The 23,429-nt window shown below is 48.6% G+C and carries 22 protein-coding genes; 7 read left to right on the forward strand and 15 right to left on the reverse strand.

What is annotated here, in order from left to right:
• Positions 1 to 68: 68 nt before the first annotated feature.
• Entirely contained in the window at positions 69 to 1,568 is a 1,500-nt protein-coding gene (locus KNO79_RS12040; RefSeq protein WP_214691397.1) for a malate:quinone oxidoreductase, read from the reverse strand.
• A 191-nt stretch (positions 1,569 to 1,759) separates the two neighbouring features.
• On the opposite strand from KNO79_RS12040, the gene KNO79_RS12045 reads away from it, so the two are divergent.
• On the forward strand, positions 1,760 to 2,221 hold the full coding sequence (locus tag KNO79_RS12045) for a DUF2691 family protein (protein ID WP_047795748.1): 462 nt from the start codon (positions 1,760 to 1,762) through the stop codon (positions 2,219 to 2,221).
• A 27-nt stretch (positions 2,222 to 2,248) separates the two neighbouring features.
• Positions 2,249 to 2,791 carry a histidine phosphatase family protein gene (locus KNO79_RS12050; RefSeq protein WP_214691398.1) on the forward strand — a complete coding sequence of 181 codons (543 nt, stop codon included), beginning with the start codon at positions 2,249 to 2,251 and terminating at the stop codon, positions 2,789 to 2,791.
• 26 nt (positions 2,792 to 2,817) lie between these two features.
• Here the strand turns inward: KNO79_RS12050 and KNO79_RS12055 are convergent, their stop codons facing one another.
• The 4 genes from KNO79_RS12055 to KNO79_RS12070 form a co-directional block, all read right to left on the reverse strand.
• Complete coding sequence (locus tag KNO79_RS12055; RefSeq protein ID WP_159563225.1) at positions 2,818 to 3,681, reverse strand: DegV family protein; 864 nt, start codon at positions 3,679 to 3,681, stop codon at positions 2,818 to 2,820.
• A gap of 115 nt (positions 3,682 to 3,796) precedes the next feature.
• Positions 3,797 to 4,279, reverse strand: coding sequence for a methylated-DNA--[protein]-cysteine S-methyltransferase (locus KNO79_RS12060; RefSeq protein WP_214691399.1), 483 nt, complete (start codon positions 4,277 to 4,279; stop codon positions 3,797 to 3,799).
• Positions 4,266 to 5,159 carry a DNA-3-methyladenine glycosylase family protein gene (locus KNO79_RS12065; protein ID WP_214691400.1) on the reverse strand — a complete coding sequence of 298 codons (894 nt, stop codon included), beginning with the start codon at positions 5,157 to 5,159 and terminating at the stop codon, positions 4,266 to 4,268. Before KNO79_RS12065 ends, KNO79_RS12060 begins: the two co-directional genes overlap by 14 nt.
• Positions 5,156 to 5,704: a bifunctional transcriptional activator/DNA repair enzyme AdaA gene (locus KNO79_RS12070; RefSeq protein WP_214691401.1), complete on the reverse strand. Its 549-nt coding sequence runs from the start codon at positions 5,702 to 5,704 to the stop codon at positions 5,156 to 5,158. Before KNO79_RS12070 ends, KNO79_RS12065 begins: the two co-directional genes overlap by 4 nt.
• Before the next feature lie 173 nt (positions 5,705 to 5,877).
• Between KNO79_RS12070 and mprF the strand changes: the two genes are divergently transcribed.
• The gene (gene mprF / locus KNO79_RS12075; RefSeq protein ID WP_214691402.1) at positions 5,878 to 8,370 is read left to right on the forward strand and encodes a bifunctional lysylphosphatidylglycerol flippase/synthetase MprF; all 2,493 of its coding nucleotides are present in this window, start codon (positions 5,878 to 5,880) and stop codon (positions 8,368 to 8,370) included.
• Between the two features lie 47 nt (positions 8,371 to 8,417).
• Here the strand turns inward: mprF and KNO79_RS12080 are convergent, their stop codons facing one another.
• The 5 genes from KNO79_RS12080 to KNO79_RS12100 all read right to left on the reverse strand — a co-directional run bounded on the left by KNO79_RS12080 (position 8,418) and on the right by KNO79_RS12100 (position 13,292).
• Positions 8,418 to 10,808 carry a carbohydrate binding domain-containing protein gene (locus KNO79_RS12080; protein WP_214691403.1) on the reverse strand — a complete coding sequence of 797 codons (2,391 nt, stop codon included), beginning with the start codon at positions 10,806 to 10,808 and terminating at the stop codon, positions 8,418 to 8,420.
• A gap of 162 nt (positions 10,809 to 10,970) precedes the next feature.
• Positions 10,971 to 11,540, reverse strand: a complete 570-nt coding sequence (locus KNO79_RS12085) for a DUF1349 domain-containing protein (protein WP_214691404.1) — start codon at positions 11,538 to 11,540, stop codon at positions 10,971 to 10,973.
• On the reverse strand, positions 11,515 to 12,057 hold the full coding sequence (locus KNO79_RS12090; protein ID WP_214691405.1) for an NUDIX hydrolase: 543 nt from the start codon (positions 12,055 to 12,057) through the stop codon (positions 11,515 to 11,517). Before KNO79_RS12090 ends, KNO79_RS12085 begins: the two co-directional genes overlap by 26 nt.
• Before the next feature lie 13 nt (positions 12,058 to 12,070).
• Positions 12,071 to 12,565, reverse strand: coding sequence for an LURP-one-related/scramblase family protein (locus KNO79_RS12095; protein ID WP_074035194.1), 495 nt, complete (start codon positions 12,563 to 12,565; stop codon positions 12,071 to 12,073).
• A gap of 61 nt (positions 12,566 to 12,626) precedes the next feature.
• A complete protein-coding gene (locus tag KNO79_RS12100; protein ID WP_074035195.1) occupies positions 12,627 to 13,292 on the reverse strand; it encodes an HAD hydrolase-like protein in 666 nt (221 codons plus the stop codon).
• 142 nt (positions 13,293 to 13,434) lie between these two features.
• Between KNO79_RS12100 and KNO79_RS12105 the strand changes: the two genes are divergently transcribed.
• Positions 13,435 to 13,881: a hypothetical protein gene (locus tag KNO79_RS12105; RefSeq protein ID WP_214691406.1), complete on the forward strand. Its 447-nt coding sequence runs from the start codon at positions 13,435 to 13,437 to the stop codon at positions 13,879 to 13,881.
• An 88-nt stretch (positions 13,882 to 13,969) separates the two neighbouring features.
• Here KNO79_RS12105 and KNO79_RS12110 read toward each other — a convergent pair whose 3' ends face one another.
• The 4 genes from KNO79_RS12110 to KNO79_RS12125 form a co-directional block, all read right to left on the reverse strand.
• Complete coding sequence (locus KNO79_RS12110; RefSeq protein ID WP_214691407.1) at positions 13,970 to 14,620, reverse strand: FusB/FusC family EF-G-binding protein; 651 nt, start codon at positions 14,618 to 14,620, stop codon at positions 13,970 to 13,972.
• 121 nt (positions 14,621 to 14,741) lie between these two features.
• Entirely contained in the window at positions 14,742 to 15,008 is a 267-nt protein-coding gene (locus KNO79_RS12115; protein WP_214691408.1) for a CD3324 family protein, read from the reverse strand.
• A 245-nt stretch (positions 15,009 to 15,253) separates the two neighbouring features.
• Positions 15,254 to 18,028 (reverse strand): glycoside hydrolase family 3 protein, encoded by a 2,775-nt coding sequence (locus KNO79_RS12120; RefSeq protein WP_214691409.1) that lies wholly within the window; start codon positions 18,026 to 18,028, stop codon positions 15,254 to 15,256.
• A complete protein-coding gene (locus KNO79_RS12125; RefSeq protein WP_074035204.1) occupies positions 18,025 to 19,101 on the reverse strand; it encodes an alpha/beta hydrolase in 1,077 nt (358 codons plus the stop codon). The genes KNO79_RS12120 and KNO79_RS12125 overlap by 4 nt, the downstream gene beginning before the upstream one ends.
• 139 nt (positions 19,102 to 19,240) lie before the next feature.
• Between KNO79_RS12125 and KNO79_RS12130 the strand changes: the two genes are divergently transcribed.
• Positions 19,241 to 20,686 (forward strand): DEAD/DEAH box helicase, encoded by a 1,446-nt coding sequence (locus KNO79_RS12130; protein ID WP_214691410.1) that lies wholly within the window; start codon positions 19,241 to 19,243, stop codon positions 20,684 to 20,686.
• Between the two features lie 240 nt (positions 20,687 to 20,926).
• On the opposite strand, the gene KNO79_RS12135 is transcribed toward KNO79_RS12130, so the two are convergent.
• Positions 20,927 to 22,120, reverse strand: coding sequence for a DUF4317 domain-containing protein (locus KNO79_RS12135; protein WP_015880257.1), 1,194 nt, complete (start codon positions 22,118 to 22,120; stop codon positions 20,927 to 20,929).
• Positions 22,121 to 22,400: 280 nt separating this feature from the next.
• Here KNO79_RS12135 and KNO79_RS12140 point away from each other — a divergent pair, with 280 nt between their 5' ends.
• Positions 22,401 to 23,033, forward strand: a complete 633-nt coding sequence (locus tag KNO79_RS12140; protein WP_074035207.1) for an HNH endonuclease family protein — start codon at positions 22,401 to 22,403, stop codon at positions 23,031 to 23,033.
• A 20-nt stretch (positions 23,034 to 23,053) separates the two neighbouring features.
• Positions 23,054 to 23,296 carry a hypothetical protein gene (locus KNO79_RS12145; RefSeq protein ID WP_031424128.1) on the forward strand — a complete coding sequence of 81 codons (243 nt, stop codon included), beginning with the start codon at positions 23,054 to 23,056 and terminating at the stop codon, positions 23,294 to 23,296.
• Positions 23,297 to 23,429: the final 133 nt, after the last annotated feature.

A 23,429-nucleotide genomic window follows, 5' to 3' on the forward strand; every position in this document is an offset into this window, starting at 1 on the left:
GCCCGATAGGAGGTCGCTTTTTTCTATACAAAAGACGAGCATACGATTGTATGCTCGTCTTGAATCAATTAATTGTGGACCATGTCCTTTTCCTCTAAACCGAGCGTGACCGCCGTCGATTCGTGAATCGTCTTGAATAAATCCGGGTGTTCCGACAGGTTCAATCCATACGACGGTACCATTTCTTTGATTTTCGCTTCCCACTCCGGTAAGTGTTGCGGGAAGCACTGCTCGAGCACTTTCAACATGACGTGCACGGCCGTCGATGCGCCTGGAGAAGCACCGAGAAGCGCCGCGACCGACCCATCTTCGGCACTGACGACTTCCGTTCCGAATTGAAGCGTTCCTTTTCCTTGCGGTGTATCTTTGATGACCTGCACACGTTGCCCTGCCACGACGATCTCCCAATCTTCATTCTTGGCATTCGGGATGAATTCACGGAGTTCATCCATCCGTTTGTCGTGAGATAAGAGTACCTGCTCGATCAAGTATTTCGTAAGTGGCATCTCTTTCGCCCCTGCGGCAAGCATCGTGATGACGTTGTTCGGCTTGACCGAACGAATCAAATCCAAGTTCGATCCTGTTTTTAAGAATTTCGGTGTGAAGCCGGCGAACGGTCCAAACAGCAACTCTTTGCGTCCATCGATAAAGCGGGTGTCGAGGTGAGGGACCGACATCGGTGGTGCCCCGACTTTCGCCTTTCCGTAGACCTTCGCATGATGTTGCTCGATGACCTCACGATTTTTGCAAACGAGGAAGAGGCCGCTGACCGGGAATCCACCGATTTGTTTCGATTCCGGAATCCCTGTCTTTTGTAAGAGCGGCAAACTGCCACCACCGCCTCCGATAAAGAGAAACGGTGCCGTATGCGTCTCAATCGTATTCCGAGACATGTCTTTCACTTTCACTTCCCAATGACCGTTCTCGAGGCGCTTCACGTCCTCGACGCTATGACCGTAGTTGAGCTCGACCCCGTTCGATGTGAGATGGTCAAACAACATACGTGTCAATGCGCCAAAATTCACGTCTGTTCCTGAGTCGATTTTCGTCGCGGCAATCGGTTCATCCGATGTCCGTCCGTCCATGATGAGCGGGATCCATTCCTGTAATTGACTCGGATCGTCCGATAAGACCATCCCTTCAAACAACGGATTCGTTGTGAGCGCTTCCAAACGGCGTTTCAAGAAATCGACGTTCTTCTCCCCTTGGACCATGCTCATATGTGGGATTGAACGAATAAAGGCTCCTGGATTTTCAATCAGTCCTTGCTTGACGAGGTGCGCCCAAAACTGGCGCGAGATTTGGAACTGCTCGTTGACGTTGACCGCTTTGGAGATGTCAATCGTCCCGTCTGCGTTCTCTGTTGTATAGTTTAATTCGCAAAGTGCGGCATGTCCCGTACCTGCGTTATTCCATTCGTTTGAACTTTCTTCCCCTGCTGCATCGAGCTTTTCGAACACTTTGATGTTCCACTCCGGTACGAGCTCTTTAAAGAGTGAACCGAGCGTTGCGCTCATAATCCCTGCCCCAATCAAAATGACGTCTGTTCTCGTTTGCGTACTGCTCATGAAAACCCCATCCTTATCCCCTGAATTTTTTGTCATACGATTGAAGAATCCCCATTCCTCAATCGTATATTTTATAATCGTTATACCGATTATAACTCTTTTGTGATGAATGATAAGGGTTATGTATGATTTTTTGTGCTGAAACTTTTTATGAAAATGGGATGATCCCATCAAATGAAGGAGGTGTTCTTTTGAGGCGTGGTTTACGTTTTACAATTCCCAATCAATATGGGCAATTTCTAAAAGCAATCTTAAGTCCAATCCCTCTTGATTCATACCAATGGAACGTGGTTGATGAGGAATCGTACATTGTGAACGAAGGGCAACTGGATCGCCTGTTGTTTCCGGAATCGACCGTAATCGATGGTCATCAATTCGCTGAACTGCTCACGTATCATGAACACTATTTGATTTTCGTTGATATCAAGGCGTTCCAACCGAATATGTCCTCGGAAATCGCAACGTATGAAGACTTTTTACATAGTACGTGTGAATTCGCTCTATTGGTGACGGACAGTCAAGACGTCACAATCTACTGTAAAGACCAAGAGATGCTCAATTCCCTTTACGAAAATGCTTCTTGGCATGGATTTGAAGACGTCACATACATCACAAGTCATAATGACTCGAGGACACGCTTATCCTGCTGGTAACCATACATTTTGAAGAGGAGAATCCATATGCCCACACTCTATTTGATTCGCCACTGCTCAGCCGCGGGCCAAGAACCTGACGCACCGCTCACAGAAGACGGTTACGCCCAGTCTTTATGGCTTCGCGATTTCTTTTCTGAACTCACAATCGACCGGATCATCTCAAGCGATTATACCCGTGCAATCGCTTCGGTCACGCCACTCGCCGATGCTCATCACCTCTCGATTGAACGTGAACCGTTACTGAGAGAACGCATCCTATCTCACGAACCGCTCGAAGACTGGCTGACCCCATTACGTCAGTCGTTCAGCGACCCGACGTTCAAGTTGCCTGGTGCCGAATCGGCTGAGGAGGCGACGCAGCGCATCCTACAAGTCGTCGAGCACGCCAAAGCTCCGCATGCCTCAACACTCTTAGTGACACACGGCAATCTGCTCGCACTCTTATTGCAACATCTTGACCCGCAATATGACTTTGAGACATGGCATAAGATGCGTAACCCAGATGTCTATCGTCTCGATTATCATGACAGCACACCGGTCATCGAGCATATTTGGCCAAACAAATAAGCCGTCTCGCGATGAGACGGCTTTTCTTACTTCTCTACAAAAAACATCGAGATGGCACCGAGTCCGACATGCGTTCCGACCGAGACCCCCATCTGCATGAGGTAAATCTCACCGGCGAAATCGGTTTCGCTTTCGAGCTTCGCTTTTAAGTTCTCCGCGATTCGTTGATCGGATGTGTACCCGATGATTACGAAATTGGTGATGTCCGGATTGACGCGTTTCACGAACTCGTCCGTATAATGCTTCAGCACTTTACGGGTGCCTCGCTCTTTGGCAACAATGGCGCCTTTCCCGTTCTTCATACTCATGATGGGCTTTACCATGAGTAGTTTCCCGATGATGGCACTCGCGTTTGAAATCCGTCCGCTCTTGATCAAGTGGTCGAGGTCATCTACGGATAAGAAGTGCTTCACTTTCGTTTTGTACGTCTCATTGAAATCAACGAGCTCTTCGAACGTCGAACCGGCTTCACGCATCTGTGCGCTCTTCAGCAACAGCCAGCCGCTACCGTGACTCATCGAACGAGAGTCGACGACATGGATTTTGACAGGTGAGTCAGGATGCGCTTCTTCAAAGTACTCTTTTCCGATTACAGCTGACTGATACGAGCCGCTCGTGCCGCTCGACATACAGATGCATAAAATCTCTTCGTGACCCGAAGCGACCGCATCTTCCATCAATTTCAAGAACGTCGCCGGGCTCGGCATCGCCGTCGTCGGAAATTCCGGGAGCGCTTCCAACATTCCGTAAAAATCATCCGGCTGGATATCCACCCGGTCCTGGTAAGACATATTGTTCATCGTAATGATCAACGGTGCGACCCCGATGTTGTACTGTTCAAGCACTGCATCTGATAAGTCACACGTCGAATCTGCTAGTAATTTAATCATGTATTCCTCCAAAACTTTCTCCATGAGTGACGGGAATCATCCTATAACTTCGTCGATTCCGACGTCACGATAGGACCTCTTCTAGTGTAGCAGATTTGGAGGGTTAAATGTTTTTTTACTGGGGTTGATGTGCAACTTGTTTTTCATGTTGCAAGAGCCATTCTTTTCGCCAAAGTCCACCGGCATAGCCCGTCAATTTCCCATTTGATCCGATGACGCGATGACAAGGCACGACGATGCTCAGCTTGTTGCGTCCGTTCGTCGCTCCGACTGCGCGGACAGCAGCAGGTCGCTTCACACGTTCGGCGAGTTCACGGTAAGAAGCCGTCTCCGCATACGGGATGGTTTGTAACGCATCCCACACGTCATGCTGAAACGTTGTCCCGATTTGCTCAGTCGGAAACGTAAACGTCATACGCTCACCGCGAAAATAGGAGTCTAGTTCCTCCCGGCACTGTCGCAATACATTTGGAATATCTGATTCAGGTGATTGCGTCCCTTCACGTTCGACGAATAAGATCGATTGAACGACCTGCTCCGTCCCGATGATTTCCAGGATGCCAATCGGTGTCTCCACGTCTAATCTATACGTTTCCATATAATGACCTCCACAGATAAAATGTCGCGTATCCTTCCCAACCTTGCCACGATTCACCGTAACGTTTCACCTCTTCAATCGTGGGCTTCTTCGATGTCCCTAACTGATGCTGAATCGCTTGATGTAATCCGACATCCGCAATCGGAAAGGCTGATGCGTCCTGAAAACACTTCATCAACACATAGTCTGCCGTCCATTCTCCGACACCCCGGATTGCCAGTAACCGTTCACGGATATTAGCTGAAGAGAGTGATTGTAAAGCCGTTTTCGACAGGTCTCCATTTGTTATTTCCCGTGCAATATCAATGACATACTCAGCTTTCCTGCGACTGAACTGAAGCTCACGTAACTCTTCCGGTTCGAGCAAGGCGATTCGCTCCGCCCGCGGGAACATCCAGTACGTTCTTTCTTCGACGACTCGTTGGTCTCCATAGCGTTCAACGAAGCGCCGTTTAATCGTATAAGCAAACGACAAGGTGATTTTTTGTCCGATGATGGCCCAAACGAGTGCTTCGAACAAATCTGGGAAGCCAATCATCCGTAATCCGCGATGTGCTTCAATCAAAGGAGCCAGCAATTCATCTTTCGCCCCCATCGTTTCAAACGGCTTCAAATCGCGCTCAAGGTCTAACCAGTCTCGTACCTCACGTGCGACACGTTCCTTTTCTGTCTCTGATACTTCATCGACTGGGAACCGTACACGAATGTGATGCTCCGCTTCTTGAAGCTCGATCAGGATGAGCCTTTCCCCGATTCGCATCAGCTTTCGAACCGTGTCAGGCGTTGTCACATGGAGCACTTCTTGTTCTGACCGACTCAAGAAGACGAGACACTCTTGAAAATCAAACGGCTGCTGTACAGCAAGTAGCATCTCCGTCATATGTCCTCTCCTTTTCGAAATGTGTTCGGTGTACAGCCTTTTACTTGCCGGAACACGCGGTAAAAGTTCGATGGTGTTTGAAACCCGACCTCATAGCAGACCGTCAGATTACTCATATCGGTCGTTCGTAATAAATATGCCGCCTTGTCGATCCGAATCCGTTCTAGTAGCTGCCTCGGTGTCTCTCCTGTCGCTTGAGTGAATGTCCGCTCCAAATGAAAGGGGCTCAGTTGGGCATGTTCGGCAATCTGTTCGAGGCGAATGGGTTGTTTGTAATGGTTCAGGAGATATGTCGTCACTTGTTGAACGAGCGCACGGTGTGGGGCATGCTCGACTTCGGGCTGACATCGCTTGCACGGTCGGAAACCGTTCATCTCCGCTTCTTCTCTCGTTAAATAAAAATCAACGTTCTCTTTCTTCGGTTTGCGGGATCGGCACGAAGGTCGGCAATAAATTCCTGTCGTTTTCACGGCTGTATAGAATAATCCATCGTAAGTTGCATCGCAGGCGAGCACTTTCGCCCACTTTTCGTCAAACGTCAGCATCTCCACACCCCTTTCTCCTCTCACTGTAGCAAATCTAAAATCAACATTTCGTCCTCTTTCTTGCGCTTACAATCCCCTCTTTTTGAAACGTTTTACAGATTTCAATCGTATCCTATAGTACGATTTAGACAGAAGTTGCTGTCAGTCCTATGGCAGATAAGGAGAAGATTGCAATGCGTACTCGTTTTTCATGGAAACAATTAAAATGGCTCATTCCTATAGCGTTAATCGGTTTGATTTTGATTCAGAGCGGACAAGAGTTGAAAGACCTCTCGCTCGCGACCGCCTTCACGACATTGAAACAACTGACCGGTTGGGAACAGTTCACACTCATCCTGCTCGGTGGATTCGCAGTCTTGACGATGACGGGCTATGACTATTTCCTGCTACGCTCTTTACATATCGAGCTACCGAAACGAAAAATCGTTCAAACGGCATGGATCACGAACTCGATGAACGGGATGCTCGGCTTCGGCGGCGTGATTGGGATTGCCCTTCGTACCTCCCTCTACCGTCCCTATACAGATACGAAACGCTTGCTCCGTGCCATCGGTTGGATGACCCCGACACTCATCAGTGGTCTGTCCATTCTTTCCATCGGTGTGCTCCTCGGAATCTTTCCAGCTGGTGGGCTCGTCGGTACGAAACCATGGATTTGGCCGGTGTTACTCGCCGTGAGTGCGATGCTCCCGTTTTATTTATTCGTCACATCACGCCGATCAAACGTCGGATGGTCTACTCTGCTCGGGTATACGATGACTTCACTCGCAGAATGGGTCACCGCTGGAATCGTCGCCATTTATGCTTTGACGTTACTAGACGGTTCGGCTTCGTTCGTGCAACTCTTCGGGGTATTCATCGTCGCGACGGTCGTCGGTGTCGTCTCCCTCGTCCCTGGGGGTGCTGGAACGTTTGACTTACTGTATCTCGTTGGGATGACTCAACTTGGGATTCATCAAGACATCGTTTTGTCTTCACTAATCATCTATCGATTCGTTTATTTTGTCGTTCCCTTTTTAATTGGACTTTTTCTCGCAGCCATCGCATTCGGAGATCAGGTCGTCAAACAAATCGAGTATCGGCCAATCATCGGGTCTTCTTATGAGATTGGGACCGTCGTCTGGCGCATCGTTTCGCGGACGCTTGCGAGGATTGGACGCCTGACTGGAAGTCTCATCGCACTCATGAGCAGTCTGTTGATTTGGTTCCAGACGCTTCTCCCGAGCGTGACGCCACTCTATGAAGTGAATCGCTGGTTTGAATGGATTGGGACCCTTTTCTTATTGAGTGCCGGACTTCTCATGTTCTTATCCGTCTATGGCATGTATGTTCGGACAAAACGAACGCTCTGGTTACTCAACACTGCCTTCATCTTGGCGACCATCGGTGTCATCGCTCGTGGGTTAAACCTGTTTGAGACCTTCGTCGTCATCGGGTTTGCGATGTTCGTCTGGTTGACACGTAAACGACACGTCCGATACCGGTCGATTTTAACGACAGGACGTCTCATCCGAAGCTTGATTTACGTCCTGCTCTATGTCGGCACCCACGCCCTCTTATTGCAGTCATTCGCAGGTACAGACAACTTATTCTTCACATCGCATCAAGCCGGTTGGTTGACGACGTTCGTCTTATTGTTAACTTCAATCATAGCAAGTGTACTCCTGCTCTTGTTCGATCGTTGGAAACGTCCGGCGCTTGGAGAGGCCTATGATGAACATCGCATCCGACAGTTCCAAGCAACACAGCACACATCGAGCAGTTTTGATTTGGCCCATATGGCAGATAAGCGTTTTTACATGAACGAGGCAGGAGATGCGTGTCTGTTGTTTGCGACGACTCGGAACCATGCCATCGTCCTTGGTGATATCCAAGGAGAGAAACAGGCTGCGACTTCTCTTTTGACACGATTCATTGAAGATGCAGATCGGATCGGGTATATCCCTTTATTTTATCAAATCACACCGAATTGGATGCCCCGCCTCCATGATGCTGGATTCACGTTCTTCAAACTAGGGGAAGAGGCGACGATTGACGTCTCGACCTTCTCCTTATCCGGGAAGAAGCGTGCAAATATGCGCTCTCTCTACAATCAGTTTGAGAAGAAAGGAATCACGTTCGACATCGTCTGTGAACCAAGCCTCTTGCTGTTACAAGAGTTAAAAGACATCTCAGACGAATGGATTGGGAATCGAAATGAGAAAGGCTTCTCTCTCGGATTCTTCGACTATGAAACGTTGACACGTTATCCGATTGCCTTGTTGCGAGATGCGGACGGTGTCGTCGTGGCTTTCATTTCGCTACTCCGGGGAGACGGGGCCATCTCCATCGATTTGATGCGTTCGAAAAATGATGCGCCGACCGGATCGATTGAAGTATTGATCCTTCACATCATCGAATGGGCTCGCGCAGAAGGCTATGACCATGTCGGACTCGGCGTGGCACCACTTGCCGCGGTCGGAGAGCAGACGTTCTCCCATTGGCCGGAGCGCGTCGCCGCCGACATTTTTGAAAACATCAGTTACATCTATCCGTTCAGTGGCTTACGACAGTTCAAACAGAAGTTCAAACCGTCGTGGGAAGGACGCTATCTCGCGTTTCGTCAACGCCGGAAGTTACTACCCTCGATTTTACGGACAGCGCGATTGATTAGTCGGAAACGCTAAAAAACAGGAATTTCTCATCGTGAGAAATTCCTGTTTTACGTATCATCTTATTTCAACGTCACACTCACATTGTCAATTGTGATGTCATGAGCCCCGAGTGGCGACCCTTCTGTGCGTCCCATCAAGAACTTCAATCCTGTGACATCTGTCACCGGCATCGTCACTTCAAACGTGTACGTGTTCGTTTCTGGTGTGACCGCTACGACTTCGCTCAAATAGCGATAGTACCCGACATTCTCTAACGTCACTTCGAATGAACGAGCGACAGTAGAGGATGCATCGAATTGGACGACGTAGGTTTGATCTTGTTGTAACTCAAGACCCCCTTGTTCCATGAGGACACTCCACGCTTCGTTCCCTTCTTGCGTAATCGAGATATGTGCCGCCTCGTTCACCGCTTCGACAGCAGCCTGTGCGTCAAAGTGTACATAAGAGCCCCAGTTGGTGAGACCTTCTGTGAATGCACCGTTTTTAAGTGGAGACGGGTCGATATAAACCGGTGTGACATCGCGCAACTCGACGTCATCGATTTCAATCGCACCTTTTTCAGAACCGAGAATGAACTGGAGTTGACTCATGAGGTCCGTTCCGGCTTCCATCGTGAACGGAATTTCATACGTATCGAATGCTTCAGATAGCGCGATACGCTCTAGCGGAAGGTAGGCATCCTCATTCGCTCCGTTCAATCCTACTAGCAGACCGTCTACACGCTCTGCACGTGCTTTGAAGCGAAGAACATATTCATGTCCCTCTTGTAGCTGAATGCCTTGTTGCACCAATGTGGCGGGTGCTCCTTTTTTCTTGTTCGTTTCAAAACGGAAGAGACGCTCTACTGGGTCGACTGTTCCTGTCCCTTTCGTGACACCTGGGTCGAACGTCCAATACGTCATACGATCCATCGCACCTTGGTCGAACGTGCCGTTATATACGTGATTTCCGTCGCCAAGCATCGGTTTCGTTGCATTCGGATCGAATGTCTCACGAGGCGTCTGCTCGACACGGACGTTCCCAATTTGGACACCCGACGTGCTGAGTCCGACGTTGAACTCGAGACGTGCCGCAAGATCCGTTTCTTCTGTCATATCGAATGTCATCGAGTACGTTTGAACGTCTGTCGTCAAATCGAATGACCCTTCATCAGAATATTTTGCATAGCCTCGGTCCGGACCCCCACCGACTTTAACGGCAATCGAACGCGCGGCATCCGCCTTAGCGTCAAACGTCACTTTATAGTGGCCACCTTGTCCGAGCGATACGTTTTGAATCAATTGATGCGAGTATGGTTGGCTTCCTGCTTGATCAATCGAAATGTCAGCAAAACGTGACCCTGCCAAGTCGATCACATCGATGGAACCGACGCCACCAAAGTCAGGAAGCGCCACGTAGTTCCAATACGTCGGGTTGAGCGCCTGCGCACCGTTCGTTACCGTCGTAATCGGTTCAGTGTAGTCTTCGTCATAGACGAGGTTCCCGTCTTCTAAAGGTTGTTTCGCACCTTCCGGTAACACGACTTCCTCATCCGAGTACGTCGGCTCGACAGCATCGCGATACTTCCCGTTCTTCAAGTCAAAGACGCGGACGTAATCGACTTCCATCTCTGCCGGGAACGGTGTCGTCTCGTCAACATCCCCATCGAACCATCCACCGACCGCCAAGTTCATAATCAAGTAAAAATCTTGGTCGAATGGTGCAGGGTAGCTATATTTCGATGCTTTGTTCGCTTCTTTCGCATACCAGTCGTTTTGTGTTTGATAGAGCTGACCGTCTACATACCAACGAATCTCACCTGGTTCCCACTCGATTGCATATGTATGCCACTTGTCGATGCCGTCACCTTCTGCGAAGTGATAATCTTTCCCCGTATATTTGTTGTTCGGCCACGTTTCTCCGTAGTGAATCGTGCCAGCGACTTTATCTGGCTGACTGCCCCACGATTCCATGATGTCGATTTCACCTGATGCGGCCCAACCACCGTAGCGGTCTTCTTCTGGCAGCATCCAAAACGCCGGCCACAGTCCTTTACCGGTTGGAAGTTTGGCTCGCATTTCATAACGACCATATGTCTTACTGAACGTCCCCTTCGTCGTCAACTTCGCCGATGTGTAATCATAGGTACCGAATTGATCCGATGCTTGTTCTTTCTTTGCACGGATGACGAGCTTCCCGTCTTTCACGAAAGCGTTTTCGTTTTTGTCCGTGTAAAATTGCTTCTCATTGTTTCCCCAACCGGCAGCGACTGGATTTCCGTCTTTGTCGACAATCCAGTTCCCCGTTTCAAAATTCCATTTCGAGTGATCGATTTCAGACTTGCTAAACTCATCTGACCAGACAAGTTTCCACTTAGCGTCATCGGCTTTTGAACTCTTTTCAGCCGGCACCTCTTGTGGCAAGGATAGGGCAAGGCCTGTCCCGAGTGCGAGTGCAACCCATTTCTTCATCGTGCGTCCTCCTTTAGGATAAATGATTATCATATGTCAGCCCGTACTTTTGAAAGCGATTTCCGAAAGCGCTTTCGATAAATCCATTATAGATTTTTCTTTGCTAAAACTTCAACCACTTTTCGGAAGTGAAATCAAACTGACACATAAAAAAGCACCGACTCACGTCGATGCTTCCCGTAGTTCCCAATTCGAAAATGTTACGTCAAAACCTGTCGCATTCACATCCGGACTACAGGCATATGGACCGATGCGTAATGTCGATACGTCATGGAGATGGGCAATGCGAAGCTGTTCACGCATACCGTCACCATATTCAAAGAAAATCTCCACATCTCCATCTGTATACACGATTTCAAACGTCAACGGATTGCGAACCATGTCATTTGAAAAATCACGTGTCGACCAATCTGAATAGCCAAACGAGGTGACGACTGCGCCAAGATGGGACGGTCCATCCGGAATGTACTCGACAGACGTCTTGATCCAATGGTCATCGTTCACATATAAGACGATTCCGGCCTGATCATATGTATGGCTCGGTTCCATCTGGATTGTCGCCCGACATGTAAATCGTTTGGCTTTGACGTCTGTCAATAACGCATGTGCCGTCATCCGATTGAATCCGTAATGTGTGTTTCGCCAAAAGTCCGTATCTGGCAAAGTGCGGAAAGTGAGCGGTTCAAATCCGTTCACGCTTTTTGGTTCATTTATCCACTTGTACGTATGCATGATGATTTATCCCTCCCCATTGTCCTCGCATGGCAAACAGTAACGGTATCATCGGCGTATGATACGGTATGAATTCATGCTGTTGAATCATCTGTAGAATCGTCGCCTCATCCGCCCACTTCACGGCCTGCACTTCAGATTCTTGAAGCGTCAGCTCGTTCAAATCCACTTCTATTTCGACCAAATAAATATCGTCAAACCCTTCGTCAAAATTGACTGTCAGGTGCGGTCGTGTCTGAGATAGATCAAGCTTGAGCCCAATCTCCTCTTCGAGTTCCCGCATCGCGGCTTGCTGGCTTGTATCTCCTACCGTGGCACTTCCACCGACTGTGATATCCCACATGTTTGCCCAACCATCCTTGAACGGTTGGCGCTGTTGAATCAACATCTCACCCTTCTCGTTAAAGATACATACGTGGATGACAAGATGGTATTCCCCTTTCGGCAATCGACTTCCGCGTTGCCACGTGCGACCGGTCTTTTCTCGGTCGACCGTATAGACGTCCCAAAATTCCATTAGATACTCCCCTTTATGTTGCTGCGCTAGATGCCGCTGCTTGATCTGCTTTCGCGCAATCGATTGCTACGACGATAGAGATAAGAAGGTGCTCCATCTCCGGTTCTTCGACACGAATCTCGTAACTATCGCCCCATGAGAACCATTTCTTTTGTACACTTCCGATCGAATGTCCGTTCTTCGTCACATCAAAATCCATGTCCCACCAATCTCCTTGGACATCGATCCCGGCTGCATCGATTGAATATTTCGGTTTGAAAAACGAGAACTCTTTCGAGATGGTCATCATATCTGTGCCGTCCACTTCCACAAAAAATTTCGGTAAAAAACTGAACGTCTTTTTCGTGATTGTCGTGACCGTCTGATCGTTCGTATCTTTGATTTCGAATGATTTTGGAAACTTCATAAAGCTACCTTCGATGAAATATTTGTCATGTCCGTCCGCATCCTTGATGGTGAAACGTCCGCGTAAGCTTAACACTTTTTGTTTCATGTAGAGCGTGTGCATGATGATCCCTCCGATTTGTTGTAGTCCTTTACTTACGAGTCCAATCCAGAAATCGATTCACTTATAGCGAAGCCGTCTCCTTTGAAACGATATCGAGAACTTCTGCCAAGTGATTCACAACGTAATTCGCTTCTTGTAACTCTACTTCTTGTGCGAAGTCAAAACGACAGCCGATTGAAATGAGTCCGTTCGCTCGTGCAGCCGAGATATCCGATAATCGGTCACCTACCACGAAGCCCTCCTGCAGTTCATACTTCTTCACGATTTCAGCCACCAAATCGCCCTTATCCAACGTGTCGATTTGTTGAATGCTATAAGTTTCTGTGATCCAACGATCTAATTCATAGTGCGTGACGATGGCTTGTAAATAGTCCACCAAACCATTGCTTGCGACGAAGATGGAATGCCCCATTTGATACAATTGTTCAAACAGTTCGAGTACCCCTGCATATAATGCTCCATTCCCGTTTTCAATGTTTTTGATGAGTCGTGTTAAGAAATAGGTATCGACCTCTTCTCTAGTTTGCTCATCGTATTGTGGGAGCAATGTGTTCCAAACAACTGGCAACGGTACCCCCATGATGTTCCGATATTGATCAATCGGTGTCGGACCTTTCCATTTTTCTTCACTTCGTAAATGATCAAACGTTTCATCTAGCGCCCGTTCCAAAATCAAATCTGTCCGAAACAATGTTCCGTCCATGTCAAAAATCACTGCGTGTTTCATCCGCTTCCCCCTCGTTAATCGAATCATGGTTGTCTGTCTATCATACGACAACTTCTGTCAATTCAACTCATCGTTTCGTACTTCGTATAGCTCGAGTAAGATGGTCTTAGTAGTAATCTTTCAAAAACGGATGAGGTGAGCAATGATGTGTCATCAAATTTCCATCGAGATTAATCTTGATTCGTTAACATACTCTGGTCAAATTATTGGCGAAATCAACTTTGTCATTGATACATACGATTATTTCCCGGGAGTAGGATGGTCTGATTTCGTTGCTGTCCTTTTAAAATGGTGGAGTGACAGCTGTCGAGCACTTTTGTTCGCTCCAGTGACATCCGTTCATTCGTTTCCATTTATGGATGGTCCCCTTTCTATATCCGCCAAAAAGATATCTTTGTCTGAACTCGAATTATCATTTATTAAAGATGGTCAAATGAAGACGGAAATCGGTATCGTTTTAATTAAAGAACTGAAGGTTACTCTTATTAAAGCAACACGACAGTTTATTAATGCAGTAAATCGATTGGGCTGGGAAAATGAAGACGTGGATGTACTCAGACATACAATCAAATCACTAGAAGCATTTTAAAGAATGAACAGACTGCTCGTGAATAAAATTGAAAACCATGCCGCTTGATTTGTTTTGTTGGTTTAACATAAAAAGCCTGACTCTCTCGTCAGGCCTGTAACGCTGTATGAACAAAAGTATGCAACGCCTCTTGGCTCGTGATGTGTTCGTTGCACGTCTTACTGTCGACACATATATATGTGCCGATGGCTTTGTAATAGTCCGGATTTTTCGCTTGTTTCGCTTTGGTGATCGTAACGCAGTACGTCACATCCGTGAACTGATTACAAAAGGCACATATGTTTTTCTTCGTATTCGTGCTCGGTTTACATGCGATGCCAATCAATTGACCTTCGTATTGGCAAATCATCAACTTTTGATTGGAACGTCCATCGTTCCAACTCAGATAAGTGAGTCGTCCAAAATCAACATCGGATAACTCCGGTAAGCGAAGCTTCTTTTGTTTCGGGAACAATTCCTTCAGCTGCTCGGCAGAAATAACGGGAAACGGTTGAACCCATTCTCGTAATTGTTGCATGTATTCGTCGAACGCTTCGTTCGTCTGTAGCGCCGCGAACTGTAACAGCTTCAGTTGTTCAGTCGTCGCTTCAGGAAATGCATAGATCACTTTCGATTGTGCCAAGTCGATGACTGCTCGCAAGACAGAAGGCGGCAGACTTTGCGTTCGACTCTCTTTGACGAGCGTCACTTGTTCTTTGATGAGATTATACTGTTCGTTTTGAATAAATGGATCTGACATTTTGTCGCCCCCTTGCTTAATTCTCAGTTTACAGGAAACAATGCTTCCTTACTGAGTACACTTTGATTAAGAAATATAGTCGACCTAAAAAGGCACGACTAGCGAACTAGTCGTACCTCCTTCATTTCGAACGGTATACAATCTTTCGAATCGTGTGCGTCGCCAAATGATAGGACTTGGCCAGATTTTCGATTCGCTCTCCATTTCGAAACGCTGCGCGTATGGCTTCGTTTCGTTCCTCAAGTAATTGTTTCCCACCGTTGACCGTCCCCCATTTCCGTTTCGTGTCGGTCGGGGTCGGCACATATAGCGTCTCACCTTGTACGTATTGTTGCACCTCTTGCAACAATCGTTCTGGCAGGATGTGTTGCGCATTGACGTACTTCATCATACCTCGCTCCTTATTGAATGAATCCAATCCGATAAGGGAGCAAAGCCAAACGGGTTACGTTAAATCAAGCGATCAAGGTATTCGTTTCGCCCCATGCAAGTGATCGCCTTTCGTCCAAATGGCTTTGCATGAGTGCGTGAAGACCTAGAAAATCGAAGCCGATTTTCCACGGGTATGCGCCTCCTTTGCGATGTATCGTTCTTTCGATTATACCGGATTCAATGAATCGGCAAAAGGGCGGCTCAACCGTTCTTCATACTGAATTCATCTGCGAGCGTGAAGGACACGTCCTTCACTTCTAGACCGCTCAGTGCGAAATAGAGTTGGAGATAATTATGTTGGTTCAAGAAAAAGACCTGTTTCGTCTGCGTCACCCATTCCCCGTCCGTCCCATTAAACGTGAACGTCGCACCCGGGATATTGTTCGCAAACAACGTCACCGGCATCTGTGCCAACTCTCCGGCGTTCGAACGAGCCGTCAACGTGATATCATACGTCCCCGTTTGGTCGACCGAGATGGCGAAGACATGTGTGTTCCCTGTCGAAGTATCGATTCCTGACAAATCCACATGTTCCCCGTTCTCGAGATGTTGATAGTCCAACTCAAATGCATCCTGTTGATTCATCTCATCCTCAAAGCCGAGCACCTCGACTGAACCGTCATGAATCCCGAGAAGACGCTCCATCGCCGGTGATTTCAAGATGAACGTACAAATATTACGCGCGCTCCGCAACAACTCGCCCCGTGTGACACTCCCTTCTTCGAGTGATGCCATCGTGTTATCCTCGAACGAGTTGAGGTCCGGACGGTCGACGACCATGTACAAGTCGTTTTGTGAGCGAACCATCGCTGCCGTATTTTGACGATTGGCCGACTCATCCTCACGGAAGTTCACTTTTGCCCACCAGTCTGTCATGACGATGCCTTCAAAGCCCCACTCATCACGTAAGATACGCGTATTTTGATCGTATAGACCAGCCGTCCAGATCCCGTTGACCGCGCCGTATGTCGTCATGATGGACGATGCGCGTCCTTCTTTCACCGCCATCTCGAACCCTTTCAAATAAATCTCGCGTAACGCCCGCTCCGAGACGACCGAGTCGATATCGTGACGATGCGCTTCTTGGTTATTGGCGCTGAAGTGTTTGAGCGTTCCCGTCACCCCGACACGATGCATGCCGTTCAATTGAGCGACCGCCATCTTCCCAGTCAAATGCGGATCTTCCGAGAAATACTCGAAGTTTCGACCATTCAATGGGTTACGGTGAATGTTCATTCCTGGTCCGAGCAACGTGTCGACGCGGTTTTTTCGCATCTCAAGCCCAGTCATCTCAAACAAGTCTTCGACGAGATCGACGTTAAACGTGGAAGCCAAAAGCGTCCCGTTCGGAAGCGCGAACGCTTTCGTCCCGATATCCATGCGAATGCCTGATGGACCATCGGCACAACATGCCGCTGGAATCCCAAGCTCGTTCAACCGGTCGGATACGCCACCAAACGCCGCTGCCGTCCCCGGTGTGACGCGTGGAGAATTCATCCCTTGTCCGCGGACAATAGCAGCCAAATCTTCATCCGTCAATTGATCCAAGAATGTGTCGAGTGAAGCCTTTCCATGATACACATCACTCAATTTGATGTCTTGGTCATCTGTGAAAGGTCGCTTCTCAGGACGTTCTTCCAAATAGCGCGTCTCCACGTCAACGGCGCGAAGCGGCGTCGACTCGTAGCCTACTTCAAATCCTTTTTCGCCCTGAATCGGTTTCATCCGTTCGAATGGGAGGACGGGCGCCATATTTTCACTTAACGTCTCGAGGACACGTTGCTCCTGTTGCTCGACTTCGAGAGCGAGTGTAGCCGAACGCACATCCGTTCCGACGTACAACCGATACGTTCCTGCCTCTAAAACGAAGCTCGATTCATAACCCGTCACGCCAGAGTCGTCATAGCTCGCAAAGTCAGTCATGTGGACGTTGAAAGAAAGGATTTGGCGCTCGCCCGGTTCAAGAAGCAAGGTTTTCTCGAACGCCACCAATGACCGGAACGGATTCCCGAGCTTCCCTTGCGGTTTCTCGACGTAGAGTTGGACGACTTCTTTCCCATCGCACTCACCCGCGTTCGTCACTTCCACCTCGACCGTCAGGACACCATCAGTTTCTGCGGTATGCTTTACCTCCGTTTTGAACGTCGTGTAAGACAGTCCGAATCCGAATGGATATAAGACATCCTCCTTCGCGAACGTTTCGAAGTAGCGATAACCGACATAGATGTCTTCTTGATAAATGCCTTTATCTGCATGACCAAAGTTCTTCGTCGACGGATAATCTTCAATCGATTGAGCAATCGTATCCGTCAGTTTCCCGGAAGGACTCACATCTCCGACGAGCACGTCGACGAGTCCTTTTCCACCTTCCATCCCACCTTGCCATGCATAGAGGATGGCACTCGGCTCCTTCGCCCACTTCATGTCGATGATGTTCCCAACGTTCAACACGACGACCGTCTTGTCGAAGCGTTTCGTGACGCGCTCGATCATCGTATGTTCGATATCCGTCAATAAGTAACTACCCGGATCGGCCGTGTTGTCACGGTCTTCTCCTGCCGTACGTCCAATCATGATGAGGGCGACATCTGATTCTTGTGTCGCCTGTTCGACGAGTTCGTCCGTTACGTCCATCTCCTGTTGCGACCACGGTTCACCGGCCCAACCGACACCTTGGTCGAACGGATTCTCCTTCACCCATTCCTCATACGTCGCATAGAGCGATTCATTGATATGAATATCTGGACGCTCGCGCAATGCCTCGAGCGGCGTCGTGACATGTCCGACGTTCACCATCCCGCCTGAGCCCGTACCGCTCTTGTAGTAATGGAACTGGCTACGACCAAATACGGCGAGCTTCGTCCCTGACTGTAATGGGAGGGTCTTCTGTTCATTTTTGACTAACACGACACCTTCCGCGACCGCTTGACGTGCCAATTCCTCATAACGAGTCCAATCCAATGTATACTGTTTCATTTCGTCAGCTCCTTAAGTCCTTTTGCGATTACATTCATACAATCGTCTGCCTGTGGATAGTCTCCCAACTTGTCCATGAAGGCATGGTCCATCCCCCGATATTGAATGAGGCGTGTCGGGACACCCGCTCGTGCCAGTTTCCGCGCATACGCCTCCCCTTCGAGTCGTAAGTAATCGTACTCCGCCGTCACAATCAAAGTCGGTGGTAGGCCTGAGACATCGTCTGCGAATAATGGTGAGACGAGCGGATGCGTGACATCCACCTCCCCTTGAAGATAGAGGTCATTTAAGAGCGAATCCGAGTCGGCGAGGGCGAGCACGACACCTCGAATTAGGTCGTGATGATGCGAGATATCATAAGCATCGAGCGCCCATTTAAAATCATCTGTCGGAATCGAACCCAGATTGACGACGGGATAGACGAGCGCTTGATAACAAATGCGTCCTTCCCCTCGTTCTTGCTCCATCAGACAGCAAGCGGTCGCCAAGTTGCCTCCGGCACTATCCCCTGCGACAGCAATTTGATCACGAAGGACGTTCAACTCCGTCGCGTTGGCATATACCCATTCAAAAGCGCGGTAACAGTCATTCAATCCGGCCGGGAACGGATGCTCCGGGGCGAGACGATAATCGACGGAGAGGACAACCGCGTTCGCTCGTTCCGCGAGCAACTTACAAGGATTCTCAACCGTCTCGAGCGTGCCTCCGAAGAAGCCGCCACCATGGAAGAAGAGAATGGCTGGGATGGCTTCAGTATGATGCGGACGATACAGACGAACCGGGATGTCACCGTCCTCACTAGGAATCATGAGATACTCGGTTTTGATATCAGTCGTCGTCTGATCCCGGTTCGGCCACCCCATGCTGGCGCGTGCCGCCTCCAGGTCAAATGTTGTATCCGGTTCATTGTGCGAAGAATGATTTGCGGTCAACGTCGCAAAGACGCGTGGATCAAGGTCACCGGTACGGTCTGAACCTGGAATGAGTTTGATGATGGTTTCGAGGTGGTTTGTTCTCGTAAGTTGCTGATGCTGATTCAAATAATCCATGAGATTTTCATAACTGTGTTTCAATATGTAGACCCCTTTCACCAGTACTTATTTTTATATGAAATTGGCTTTCCTAATGCCTTTCGGTCTATAATGGACTGTATTGCAAATAGACATTGAAATTTTCTGAAGCAGAAGTTTTCACGAAAGAATGAGGTTACCCATGAACAAACAGCAATTTACTGATTATCGCCTGAGCGACGAGATCACGCGCGCGCTAGGCATTATGAAATACGAATCACCGACTGAGGTACAACAGCAGGTCATCCCGCGTGCGCTCGAGCGCGAAGACTTAATCGTCAAAGCACAGACGGGAAGCGGAAAGACAGCTGCTTTCGGGATTCCGGTCATCGAGCTCATCGACTGGGCCGAAAATAAACCCCAAGTGCTCGTCTTGACACCGACACGCGAACTCGCTGTCCAAGTACGGGAAGACATGACGAACATCGGACGTTTCAAGCGAATCAAAGCGACTGCCGTCTACGGGAAAGAACCGTTTTCGAAACAACGTGAAGAGTTGAAACAAAAGACACATATCGTCGTCGGTACGCCAGGTCGCGTCATGGACCATATCGAGCGTGAGACCCTCTCACTCGACCGCGTCGAATACTTGATCATCGATGAAGCGGACGAGATGCTCAATCGCGGCTTCCTCGCTGACGTCGAGAAGATTCTTCAACAGTTGCCGAAAGACCGCGTCACAATGGTCTTCTCAGCGACATTCCCACAAGATATCGAACGTCTCTGCCAGAAGCATATGAATGCTCCGGCACGTGTCGCAATCGAATCGACCGGCATGACCGCTTCGACAATCGAGCACCGTCTCCTCCCGGTTCACCGGAATGAGAAACTGGCTGTCCTTCAAGACATCACGGTCGTCGAGAACCCGGATAGCTGTATGATTTTCTGTCGTACGAAAGAGAACGTCGATACGGTGTACGCCGAGCTCGACAAAGCCGGTTACTCAGCTGAACGCCTTCACGGCGGACTCGAACAAGAGGACCGTTTCGCCGTCATGAACGGATTCAAGATGGGTAACTTCCGCTACCTCGTGGCGACAGACGTCGCAGCACGTGGAATCGATGTCGATAACGTCGAGCTCGTCATCAACTATGACGTTCCTGTCGAAAAGGAAAGTTACGTGCACCGGACGGGTCGTACCGGACGTGCCGGCAAACAAGGAACAGCCATCACGCTCATGACCCGTCAGGAAGAACGTCTCATCGGAGCTATCGAATCATACGTTCAATTCGAGATTCCGATGATCGATGCACCGACAGAAGCGGAAGTCGCGGCTAACCAAGATGCCTTTGAGCAGAAGTTAAGTGGCCGACGTGTCGTTCGAAACAACAAGACGGCTCGTATTAACCAGGACATCATGAAGCTTCACTTCAGTGGCGGGAAGAAGAAAAAACTTCGCGCCGTCGACTTCGTCGGAACAATCGCCAAAATCCCTGGCGTATCCGCTGACGACATCGGAATCATCACAATCAATGATCAGATGACATACGTCGATATTTTGAACGGAAAAGGTTCAATTGTCCTTCAAGCGATGGAGACGACGCCGGTCAAAGGGAAGAAATTAAAAGTAAGCAAAGCGCGTAAATAATACAACTCTAGCCTCAAAGATGATATTCGTCTTTGAGGTTTTTTGTTGTTTCATAAATTCCGAAAGCGCTTTCGATAAACACTAAAAAAATATAGCTTTTAGAAAACGTTTTCACCTGCATCATACCTGTATCAAAGTTTGAATTCAACCTTCCTCACTTGATTGTCAAAAAAGAGCCCAAGGTTTACATCTTGGACTCTTAGCTTGAACGTTCACTTATGAACACTGCAACATGCTCGATTAGTCTAGCGACTCTTCCGAGATGAGCTTGAACCCTTCAATCTCCGTCTCCTCTTCCACTTCAATCAACAAGCACGGTTTTCCTTTATAGTTCACTTGCTTCACGTATTTCAAGTCTTGTGGACTGACGGAAATATTGGCCACTTTCGTATTGATTTTAATCGACTTTGACGTATACTTCGGAACGACACTCGTCGCTTTCATCTCATATTTCGTATCGTCGACGACTTGCTTGAACGCCTGCTCGACTTTCTCCGTCGTCACATCTTCCACACCACTCGCCCGTAAGACGACCTCGACGGCACGGGAGTCGAGCATCGCTACTCTCTCTTCTTCCTGTTCGTTCTCTTCTTCGGCGACAATGATTTGATTGATTTCATCATAAACGGTCGCGAGAGTCCGGGAATTGACTTCTTCGCCGATGACCGCTTTGACCACTTCTTCGAAGACCGCCTTCTCTTCCACTGCCGTGACAATCTCCGAACCGTTCAACACGTTCTCAATGAACGTCATATCCGGTTGATGCGCTTTGTGTGCCGAATAGAGGACATGGTTCACATCGGCCGCGTTATCCGTGAAGCACGGGAACAAGAATCCGCCGATTGGCGCCTCGAGTTTGATGATTGGATTCACAATCAAGCTGGCTTTGAATTCCCGCTCGACGAAGTCAAAGACGAGTGATTTTTTCGGAAGCTCTGTCGGGCTGATACTGCCGAGGATGAACTTCGTCGTATACACCTCATCGTTCGCGTGAATCTCAGACTCTTCCGAGTACCGGTTCGTCGGCTTATTGTAATTCCCCCGGATGAACGTCACGACCATATCCTTCTCAAACGGCGTGTCTTTCACCATCTTCAACGCGATGCGTTGCATATAGTCCGTCCAGACGTCGGTCTCTTCCGTACGAAGTCCTTCATACAGCAACCCTTGCGTATGGTCGACTTGACCTTCCTCGGGATATTGGAACTTCACTTCGAACAGTTTTTCATCAAGTTTTCCACCGAGCACTTTTTTGAAGTTCGTCAAAAACAGCTCCTGCTGCTCTTCTTCTAAGAACGGGAATGGGCGCAACTCTTCGTAATAAATCTCATTCGTTTCCTGTCGGATGTAAATCGTATATAAGTCAGCAATCTTTAGCTTTGTCGCATTTACTTTAAACTGTCGGCGAATCGCCGCAATCTCTTTCTTGTTCATTCCATCCACCTCTTCTTTTCTCTCCATCCATGTCATCCATTATACCAGTCCTGATCGCTCACTAGTTCCAAAGAAATAACACCATGTCCCTTGCTGATACTGGAGAAGGATTTGTGACAGTCTTTCTAATCATTTTGCAGATTTTCACACTTTTTCAAAATCGTCCTGTGTATGATCAAGTTGAATTTATCGCGTGATGTTTGTCTCACTAGTTGTTTGATGAAAGGTTGCCCACTTGCTCGACAAGTGTTCATTCCAAATACATAGTAGGAGGCTTTTTATGTTAAAAAAACTCATGTCTGTCGCACTTGTCGCCTTGCTCGTCTGGATTTCCGCATCGTTTGACGCGACACCAGTCTCTGCTTTCCCACCGAACATCCCATCGAAAGCGGACGCGCTCACGAAACTGAATGCCCTCACTGTCAAAAATGAAGGGTCGATGACGGGGTATAGTCGTGACCTCTTCCCGCACTGGTCGAGTCAAGGAAGCGGTTGTAACACGCGTCACATCGTCTTGAAACGAGACGCTGACTCGGTCGTCGACGAATGTCCGGTTGCGACTGGCTCATGGTACAGTTACTATGACGGAATCACGTTCACCTCAGCCTCTGACATTGATATCGACCACGTCGTTCCGCTCGCTGAAGCATGGCGCTCTGGCGCAAGCAGCTGGACGACGACAAAACGTCAAAGCTTTGCGAACGACTTGAACGGTCCTCAATTGATTGCGGTGTCCGCTTCATCGAACCGCTCAAAAGGAGACCAAGATCCGTCGACATGGCAACCCCCTCGCACCGGCGCTCGCTGTGCGTATGCGAAGATGTGGGTCGAAACGAAGAGTCGTTGGGGCTTGAGCCTTCAATCAGCAGAGAAGTCAGCACTCACGACAGCCATCAATGCTTGCAGTTACTGAGTTAGAAAAGGAGTCTTCGAATGAACGAAATCACTTCGATCTTTAAGGCAACCCACGGTGTCATGACGGAAGAAGTCGGTGTCATCAGTGGTGAGTTGGAACTGACGACGGCGTGTCAGGAAGATGGTTCCTTGACACTCCACATCACGTACGTCGGAGCGAAAGATGTATATACGCTCCCCGGCAGTCCCTATCAGCTTCATGACCCGAACGATCATACTGTCATCCATCAGATGCTCGTGAATGTTCTCGAACGGACGTAAAAAGAAGGAGTCCATCACTCGATTTGAGTGACCGACTCCTTCTTTTACTTTTTCATCATTTTTACAATGGATCGGATGACAAGATATGTCACGCCGAAGACGAACGCCACTAAAAGAAGACTTGCACCACCAA

This window comes from Exiguobacterium sp. s43 (assembly GCF_018617255.1).
GTDB classification, from domain to species: domain Bacteria; phylum Bacillota; class Bacilli; order Exiguobacteriales; family Exiguobacteriaceae; genus Exiguobacterium; species Exiguobacterium profundum.